A 7,961-nucleotide genomic window follows, 5' to 3' on the forward strand; every position below is an offset into this window, starting at 1 on the left:
TAGGAGAACTGAAAAATCTCTAATCTGGTCATCGGGCTATCCGTTACCATGTACCTATATTTTCCATCGACGCCCACGGTTCGTTAATTGGTAAAGCATCACCTTCTTGAATCAGCTCGATAGAAATATTGTCAGGTGATTTAATGAAAGCCATGCGGCCATCACGCGGTGGACGGTTAATGGTGACACCGTTATCAACCAACTTCTGGCAGGTGGCGTAGATATCATCAACCTTATAGGCAAGATGGCCAAAATTACGGCCAAAATCATAATCTTCAGGATCCCAATTATACGTCAGCTCAAGTTCGGGCGCGGCTTCGGCGCGGCTTCGATCTTGGTCTTTTGGGGCGGCCAGAAACACCAACGTAAAGCGGCCAGCTTCAAAGTCTTTGCGGCGCATCTCGACAAGGCCGAATTTATGGCAGTAGAAATCTAGCGACGCATCTAGGTCTTTAACCCGAACCATTGTGTGAACAAAGCGCATTACATTATCTCCTGCGGCACATGTTGTTGAACATAATCATAGGCGGTGCGCGCCCCCACTGTCTATGCTTGGCGATGCTTTGCAAGGTAATTATGCAAGCTTTATCCCAATCATGGCGGCACCTGCCTGAAGGTTGGGTGCAATCTGGTGATGTGGTGGATTAGCTGGGCGCATGGCAGGCGCCAGATCGGGAACCTGTATCACACGAATGCCAGCCGCGATGGCGGCATTGGTTCCATTTTCAGAATCTTCAAACGCTATGCAGTCTTGCGGATTGATGCCTAGTTTGGCCGCCGCATCAAGATACACATCTGGGGCAGGCTTGCCATGAGATACTTCATCGCCGCCAGTTAGATGCTGAATGAATTGCCAAAGGCCAGCTTTTTCCAGTGTGATCCGCGCACGCGACCCTGATGATGATGTGGCAACCGCCACGGGCATGTTAATTGCGTGCAAATGTGCCAACAACTGATACGCCCCATCCTTGACGGGCACATCATCGGCAAACAGGGCGCGATAGGCAAGCAACCACTCATTTTTAAAAGCTACCGGATCAAGTGATGCGGGCAGAATGCCACGTAGAATCCCAAGCCCGGTGACATGATTCAAACCGATCATCTGCCGGTAATCTTCCATTGTCACGCTGACATCATATGCGGATGCTGTACTGCAAAAACTTTCATATGACAGGCGCTCGGAATCAATTAAAAGCCCGTCCATATCGAACAGAATACCGTGAAAGGAAAATTCGGAATTGGACATAAATGGCCCCTTGGAAAATACACAACATTCTGCCTTGCTAGCGGAAGCGAAGAAAGCAAAAACTTTGCTATTGGCGTCTAACAGTTTATGGCATGCTCTAATAATGTCAGATATGGACATAGCATAACTTTGCACGCATGCCACATTTATGGAGATAAGCTCTATGCCGACAGCCCTAATAGCTGAAAATATAAGCCATCTTGTTGTGCATTGTGCCGATACGCCAGACGATGAAGCCCTCGACGCCTGTGCAATCCATGAAATGCATCTGGGTTTTGGCTGGCATGGTATTGGTTATCATTGGGTGATTTGCCGTGATGGCACATTGCAAAACGGGCGCCCCGAATATTGGGTTGGCGCCCATGTCAAAGGTCATAATGACATCAGCCTTGGCGTCTGCCTTATTGGGCGCCAGCATTTCACCGATGCGCAGATGCAGACACTTAAAACCCTGCTTATGCGGTGGCGGGCGGAACATCCGGCTGCCGAAATATGTGGTCATTGCGATTTTGATTATACTGAAAAAACCTGCCCCAATTTTGATGTTGCCGCATGGTGTGCAAAACACAATATTGCGGCCAAAGCGGGCTAGATCATGGCGCAGACTGACAATGCCCACATTGCCGATACCAAGATGCAGGTCAGTTTGCCATCTATCGGATTATATGATGCGCCACGCGATGATGCTGGTCTGGATACGCAATGTCTGTTTGGCGAAGGTTTTACTGTTACAGGCCAAAAAGGTGATTTCTATCACGGTAAGCTATCGACTGATGGCTATGAGGGCTATGTGCCAAAGGTGGGGCTAACACCGTACATGACAGATGCAACACATCGGGTGATTGTGCCTCGTTCACTTGTGACACGCCGTGCTGACATCAAAAGCGGTATGATGTTTGGCTTGTCCCTTGGTGCCCAGGTGACTGTGCTTGATAATGCTGATCTAACCACCGCTAGCCAAACCGCGCATATTCTAACCCCGCAAGGCGATGGCTTTATGCCATGGCGGCATCTGGTGCCGCGCGATCATGTGGTTGCTGACTGGGTGGCAATTGCCGAGTCACTGCTGGGTACGCCTTACGGGTGGGGTGGCCGTGATAGTGGCGGACTGGATTGTTCGGCGCTGGTGCAATTGGCTTTGCAGACAGTAGGCGTCTTTGCGCCACGTGATAGCGGCCCACAGGCGGCCAATTTGGGTAACCCGATTGCCGATGATGCCTTGCTCAAGCGGGGCGATCTGATTTTTTGGAAAGGACATGTTGGCATTATGCAGGACGCAGTTAACCTGCTTCACGCTAACGCATATCACATGCAGGTAGCTTCCGAAAACTTACGCAACGCCATGCCGCGCATTGCGCAAGAGGCTGGTGATGTTACGACCCGCCGAAGGATTCTGCCTATCTAACCTTTGCCAAGTGATATGCGGTTGCGCAGGTACCACAGCAACAGCAATGATGGTATGACCATAAGAGCCGTTATCACAAAGAACGTGCCCCAATCGCCATCCAGCCAGTCAACCATGACACCTGAGGAAGATGCCAATGTTGTGCGTCCCATCGTCCCGATAGAGGCCAGCAAGGCATATTGCGTGGCTGTATAGGTGCGATCGACCAGCAACGAAATAAAGGCAACAAAGGCAACTGTCGCAAAGGCGGCGGCAATGTCATCAAGCAGAACAGCAACGGCAAACAGCAACTCTGATTTGCCACTCCACGCCAGAATCGAAAACATGACATTCGTTGCGGCCATGGCAATACCTGCAATGAAAAGGGCGCGTATTGAACCTGACCGGATTGCAAAATAACCACCCAGCAAGGTAAAGCTGATCGTGGTGATCCAGCCTAGGCCTTTTGAATAGATAGCGATCTGGGATTTTGAAAAGCCGATTTCCTTATAGAAAACCAGTGACATTTTGCCCATAAAGGCTTCGCCGATTTTGAACAGGAAGATAAAGCTCAAGATACCGATGCCAATCGCAATACCATTCTTTTTGAAAAAGCTGGTCAATGGACCAAGAACAGCGCTGGAGAAAAACGCAATAATTTGTGAAATAGGATTGTTGCCACCAACACGGCTTGCAATCGCGGCCTGTGCTTCGGCTTGGGCTTTGATACGTTCGTCCGAACTTTCCTCGGGAATGAACAGCAAAGCTATATTGGTAAGCAGAATGATCGCCAGAAGCACAAGAAAGGTCAGTTGCCAGTAATTGACATGTCCCAGTGTCTCAAAATAATCAGCAGTAAATAATGTAATCATACCGCCGATCTTATAGCCTGACCACCAGCCAGCCACCGCTACCGCAGCGCCTGCGGCCATCGCGCCACGTTCATCATGGCCGATTTGCTCAATCCGCAGGGCGTCGATGGTAATATCTTGCGATGCTGACGAGATGGCAATCAGCAAACCAAAGGCCATAACCCACCATATATCTGCCGCCGGACTTAGATTGCTCCATGCCAGAACCGAGATAAAAATAACCGCCTGAAGCGAAATGATCCATGCTTTGCGATGCCCGATACGCGCGGTCAGAACGGGAATGCGGATCCGGTCAATCAATGGTGCCCATAGAAAGTTAATCGCATAGACGCTGAAAATCAGACCCGCCCAGCCGATTGCTGAACGGCTCAAACCATCTTCTTTCAACCACAAAGACAGCGATGATCCGATAAGAACCCACGGAAAGCCGCTTATCGCGCCAAGCAGAAGAATGCGAAGCATCCGTTTGTCAAAATATACGCTTAAGGATGCTTTTTCCGAACCATTCATAATAACGTCCCCTATCTTGGCTTTTGCTGTCTTGGCTTTGATATTCCGTTTAATGCACTTTTTCTAAAATAACCCTACATCCAAAAGTGACTAGGCAAAAGGTTTATTCAAAGTGCCTTTTTTCAGATAATGTGACAGCCAACGTCTTTTATCATTGTGATTGAACAGGGGGGCATTGCTGTGCATAGCTGGCGCGTAAAGCAAACCGAAACTGGCGCCTATCAGCTTGATACAGGTGACCTGCTGTTTGATTGTATAATTGGCAAGGCAGGTATGATTGATGCGGCGGCCAAGCGCGAAGGCGATATGGCAACGCCGCAAGGCACCATGCCTATTCGCGCAGTTTATTATCGTGCTGATCGCGTTGATGTGCCAATTTTGCCGTTCCCAGCCTATCCGATCACGCCATCATGTGGCTGGTGTGATGCGCCTGATCATCCCGCATATAACCGGCATGTTGATTTGGCTCTGAATGCGCCGTTCAGTGCCAGCCATGAGGTGATGTGGCGCGATGATACGGCCTATGACATTGTTGTTGAACTTGGCTTTAACGATGCGCCGGTAATAGCCGGACGCGGCAGTGCCATTTTCATGCATTGTATAGCACCAGGCAAAACCCATACGGCTGGCTGTGTGGCGTTGGCACATGCTGATCTGCTGGCCTTGCTGGCAATAGCGACCCCCGATCAAAGCTTGATGATCGCCTAATGTTGGTTGGGGCTTTACGACGTTTGATTTTTTGACGCTTTATCCAGTGCCGCATCAATCAGCTTTTTGCGCGCGCGTAACTTGGCGTTGGTCGGCACCATTTTTGCCATCAGGCCATCTTTGACAAATCCCATCTGCACCATAATCAGATTAGACATCATGTTGAGACAGATTTTCTGGGCTGTACCTGCTTTCAACCTTGTCGATCCGGCGATCGCCTCACTGCCAGTTGCCAGCAAAATGGCATGTTCGGCCACCGCCAGCAGGCGCGTGTCGGCATTATTGGCAATCCCGATGGTCAGCGCACCTGCCGTGCGCGCCTGTTCCAGAACCTCGCAGGTAAAGGGCGTGATGCCACTGGCGGCAAGGCCAATCACAACGTCATCCTTGCCGATTTCAGATTTTTCCACATCTTTGGCGGCGGATATTTTGTCATCTTCGGCATTTTCAACAGCGCGTAACAAGGCGTCGTTTCCGCCCGCAATCACAAAGCCAACACGTTCGCGCGGCCAGTTAAAGGTTGGGAATAATTCCACGCCATCCTGAACGCCAATGCGGGCTGATGTGCCAGCCCCTGCATAAATCAAACGCCCCGTGTCACTGTCCGAAAGCTGTCTATAGGCCGCCATGCCGGCCGCTTCGATTTGATCTAGCGCACCTCTTAGCGTAGCTATAGCTTCTGCCTGATTATCCAGCATCAACGCCAAAGCCGCGTTCGGACTCATCTTGTCAATCGGAAGTGAGCCAGCGGCAATATTTTCGGTTGCCAGCGTTTCTGACGATACATCCGTTACGGATTTATGAACTCTGGCTTTTTGGGGTGTATTTGTTTTGTCCATACTGCGATCATAGGCATGATAGAGTCGTCTGAGAAGATATAAGATAACGAAACAGGCAACAGAGCATGCAAGCCAAACCCATCGATGAAGACAGGAATGCCATTCAGCCTGTCATAGGCCTGATGTCGGGTACCAGTGCCGATGGGATAGATGCGGCCATTTTGCGTACTGATGGAACGCGGTTTATGCGAACGGGCATCGCGGCCAGCTTTGCTTATGATCCGGCATTACGCGCCAGTATTTTTAACGCAATGCATGATCCTGTAACCTTTATGGCTGATCGCGCCGCACATAAGACACTTTCACATGCGATTACCGATGCGCATAGCGCGGTGGTCGCTGAGCTGGTGAAGCAGCTACCAGATGATATGCAAATCCCGCGTTTGATCGGGTTTCATGGCCAGACGATTTTTCACGAACCGGATGCCAATACTACATCACCGCTTGGGCGATGCACAATACAGCTAGGTTCCGGCCAAAGGCTGGCAGATGCCACCGCCATGGATATTGTCTATGATGTGCGCCGCGCCGATATGGCGGCTGGCGGGCAGGGTGCACCGTTGGCACCCATATATCATGCCGCGCTTATTGCTGCGATGGATGTGCCGTATCCGGCGGTGATTATCAATATCGGCGGTGTTGCCAACCTGACCTATGTCGGCGGGAAAACACAAACAGATATTCTGGGATTTGATACGGGGCCTGGCAACGCGCTGATGGATGATTATATGCGCGCGCATTTCAACCAGCCTTTTGACGATGGCGGCAGGATCGCCGCCAAAGGCCACATCAATAATGATTTTGTCGCACGTGTAATGCGGCATGGTTTTTTTGCCAAAAGCTGGCCAAAATCACTCGATCGCCATGCCTTTACGCATATTGTGGCAGATGCAGGTCTGCATGATCTGGCACCGCATGATGCGATGGCCAGTTTGGCCGCGCTGACGGTGGCGGGCATCACCCATGCAGTCGGCTCACTACCCACAGATGTGCGGCAGATATATATCGCAGGCGGCGGACGGCGTAACCAGACACTTATGGATCAACTTCGTGTTGTTTTTGGTGATCGTCTGGCTATTGATGCCTGCGCGCCATTTGATGCGCCATTTGATGCCGATTTGCTAGAGGCCGAATTGATGGCTTATCTGGCCGCACGGCAACGTGCTGGCTTGCCAACATCTTTTCCAAAAACTACCGGATGCAAAATGCCAGTCTGTGGTGGCTGTCTTGCCCAGCCCTTAAATCAGCGCGTCTGATCCGGTCACATAGAATGGCCGATAGGCAGGCGCGGCGGGCAGCATGTCGCGAATATCGGTAAAGGGAAAGCGCGATGCCATCCGATAGGTTTCGGCATAATGGCCATCAGGGGCATTGCATTGTGCGGCACGGTATCGATTCATCAAGGCACTTGCCGCGGCAAATCTTTCGGGTTCCTGACTATCATGTGCCATGATGGCGGCTTGTTTGGCCGCAAAAAACGGGGTGATATCGACATAGAATTCGGGCGTAAAGCCCACCCCCATCAAGGTTTCGGCAAACAGAATCGGACAGGTAAAGCCAACCGCATCTGTCACATAATGCGACAAGGCGCGATGATCGGGGTGATAATCGTCTGGGGCATGGGTCACAACCAGATCGGGTTTGCAATCCTCTAGGAAAGCCGCGATCACCTCACGCGCACCAGCCGCATCAACAAGGCCACCATCGGGCAGGCCAAGCAAAGTTGGTGAGGCAAGATCGGCCAAAGCACCAATGGTTTCTTCTGCCCGTGTTGCTGCCAGTTTGGGACCGGGGTTATCGCCACCGGCCGCGCCATCGGTGGCCACGCCGATACTGATATCATCGCCGCGTGCTTTACAGGCAGCCAGAAACCCATAGAAGAAAATTTCCACATCATCAGGATGCGCCCCTATGCCAACAATTTTCATCCTACGGACTCCTTACGTGTTTCCATGACTAGCCTTTTGCCCCCTATATCGGCTTTAATGGCATATCATAACAATGAGACAGTATGCGTCAATTCATGCAAAGTGATAGCAAAATGAAAACTGCCCAGTTGAATAATGCCGATTATCTGCCGCCAAAGCTAACAGGCTATATTGAGGGGTTCTATGGTCATCTGCTTGGCTGGGATGATCGGTTTCGTGTGCTCGATAGGCTGGCATCACTGTCGATGAATGCCTATCTTTATGCGCCAAAGGATGATCCGCAACATCGCTTTGCATGGCGCGTCGATTATGCGCCAGATTGGCGCGCTGGTTTTGCGCAATTCTGTCACGATGCCAGAACGCGCAACATTTCAATCATTGCTGGCATAGCCCCGGGTCTTGATTTCAATTTCGCCGATCTTGATACAGCCGCCAGTACCCAGAAAAACGCCCAGAAAAATGCCCAGAAAAATG

The 7,961-nt window shown here is 50.9% G+C and carries 10 protein-coding genes; 5 read left to right on the plus strand and 5 right to left on the minus strand.

What is annotated here, in order from left to right; translation table 11 throughout:
• Positions 1-43: 43 nt before the first annotated feature.
• Together gloA and ABNT28_RS08785 are read right to left on the minus strand one after the other, a co-directional pair.
• Positions 44-484 (minus strand): lactoylglutathione lyase, encoded by a 441-nt coding sequence (gloA, locus tag ABNT28_RS08780; RefSeq protein ID WP_348721406.1) that lies wholly within the window; start codon positions 482-484, stop codon positions 44-46.
• A 90-nt stretch (positions 485-574) separates the two neighbouring features.
• Positions 575-1,246 carry an HAD family phosphatase gene (locus tag ABNT28_RS08785; RefSeq protein ID WP_332923955.1) on the minus strand — a complete coding sequence of 224 codons (672 nt, stop codon included), beginning with the start codon at positions 1,244-1,246 and terminating at the stop codon, positions 575-577.
• Between the two features lie 163 nt (positions 1,247-1,409).
• Here ABNT28_RS08785 and ABNT28_RS08790 point away from each other — a divergent pair, with 163 nt between their 5' ends.
• Both ABNT28_RS08790 and ABNT28_RS08795 read left to right on the plus strand, forming a co-directional pair.
• Positions 1,410-1,838 (plus strand): N-acetylmuramoyl-L-alanine amidase, encoded by a 429-nt coding sequence (locus ABNT28_RS08790; protein WP_332923956.1) that lies wholly within the window; start codon positions 1,410-1,412, stop codon positions 1,836-1,838.
• Positions 1,839-1,841: 3 nt separating this feature from the next.
• The gene (locus ABNT28_RS08795) at positions 1,842-2,651 is read left to right on the plus strand and encodes an NlpC/P60 family protein (protein WP_348721407.1); all 810 of its coding nucleotides are present in this window, start codon (positions 1,842-1,844) and stop codon (positions 2,649-2,651) included.
• On the opposite strand, the gene ABNT28_RS08800 is transcribed toward ABNT28_RS08795, so the two are convergent.
• Positions 2,648-4,012, minus strand: coding sequence for an MFS transporter (locus ABNT28_RS08800; RefSeq protein ID WP_332923958.1), 1,365 nt, complete (start codon positions 4,010-4,012; stop codon positions 2,648-2,650). The two genes, ABNT28_RS08795 and ABNT28_RS08800, sit on opposite strands and share 4 nt — an antisense overlap.
• A gap of 180 nt (positions 4,013-4,192) precedes the next feature.
• On the opposite strand from ABNT28_RS08800, the gene ABNT28_RS08805 reads away from it, so the two are divergent.
• Complete coding sequence (locus ABNT28_RS08805; protein ID WP_332923959.1) at positions 4,193-4,720, plus strand: L,D-transpeptidase family protein; 528 nt, start codon at positions 4,193-4,195, stop codon at positions 4,718-4,720.
• Between the two features lie 14 nt (positions 4,721-4,734).
• Here the strand turns inward: ABNT28_RS08805 and ABNT28_RS08810 are convergent, their stop codons facing one another.
• On the minus strand, positions 4,735-5,559 hold the full coding sequence (locus ABNT28_RS08810; protein WP_332923960.1) for an N-acetylmuramic acid 6-phosphate etherase: 825 nt from the start codon (positions 5,557-5,559) through the stop codon (positions 4,735-4,737).
• 65 nt (positions 5,560-5,624) lie between these two features.
• On the opposite strand from ABNT28_RS08810, the gene ABNT28_RS08815 reads away from it, so the two are divergent.
• Positions 5,625-6,815, plus strand: coding sequence for an anhydro-N-acetylmuramic acid kinase (locus tag ABNT28_RS08815; RefSeq protein ID WP_348721408.1), 1,191 nt, complete (start codon positions 5,625-5,627; stop codon positions 6,813-6,815).
• Here the strand turns inward: ABNT28_RS08815 and ABNT28_RS08820 are convergent.
• The gene (locus tag ABNT28_RS08820; RefSeq protein ID WP_332923962.1) at positions 6,798-7,487 is read right to left on the minus strand and encodes a PIG-L deacetylase family protein; all 690 of its coding nucleotides are present in this window, start codon (positions 7,485-7,487) and stop codon (positions 6,798-6,800) included. The genes ABNT28_RS08815 and ABNT28_RS08820 overlap by 18 nt on opposite strands.
• Before the next feature lie 83 nt (positions 7,488-7,570).
• Between ABNT28_RS08820 and ABNT28_RS08825 the strand changes: the two genes are divergently transcribed.
• Positions 7,571-7,961: beta-N-acetylglucosaminidase domain-containing protein (locus ABNT28_RS08825; protein WP_348721409.1), on the plus strand; the 391-nt coding region annotated here is incomplete at its 3' end.

It is taken from the genome of uncultured Candidatus Puniceispirillum sp., from assembly GCF_963979125.1.
Taxonomy (GTDB): domain Bacteria; phylum Pseudomonadota; class Alphaproteobacteria; order Puniceispirillales; family Puniceispirillaceae; genus Puniceispirillum.

Coding starts and splice junctions, on each gene's coding strand:
- gloA (WP_348721406.1), bottom strand. CDS start 484: ATGCGCTTTGTTCACACAATGGTTCGGGTTAAAGACCTAGATGCGTCG.
- ABNT28_RS08785 (WP_332923955.1), bottom strand. CDS start 1,246: ATGTCCAATTCCGAATTTTCCTTTCACGGTATTCTGTTCGATATGGAC.
- ABNT28_RS08790 (WP_332923956.1), top strand. CDS start 1,410: ATGCCGACAGCCCTAATAGCTGAAAATATAAGCCATCTTGTTGTGCAT.
- ABNT28_RS08795 (WP_348721407.1), top strand. CDS start 1,842: ATGGCGCAGACTGACAATGCCCACATTGCCGATACCAAGATGCAGGTC.
- ABNT28_RS08800 (WP_332923958.1), bottom strand. CDS start 4,012: ATGAATGGTTCGGAAAAAGCATCCTTAAGCGTATATTTTGACAAACGG.
- ABNT28_RS08810 (WP_332923960.1), bottom strand. CDS start 5,559: ATGGACAAAACAAATACACCCCAAAAAGCCAGAGTTCATAAATCCGTA.
- ABNT28_RS08815 (WP_348721408.1), top strand. CDS start 5,625: ATGCAAGCCAAACCCATCGATGAAGACAGGAATGCCATTCAGCCTGTC.
- ABNT28_RS08820 (WP_332923962.1), bottom strand. CDS start 7,487: ATGAAAATTGTTGGCATAGGGGCGCATCCTGATGATGTGGAAATTTTC.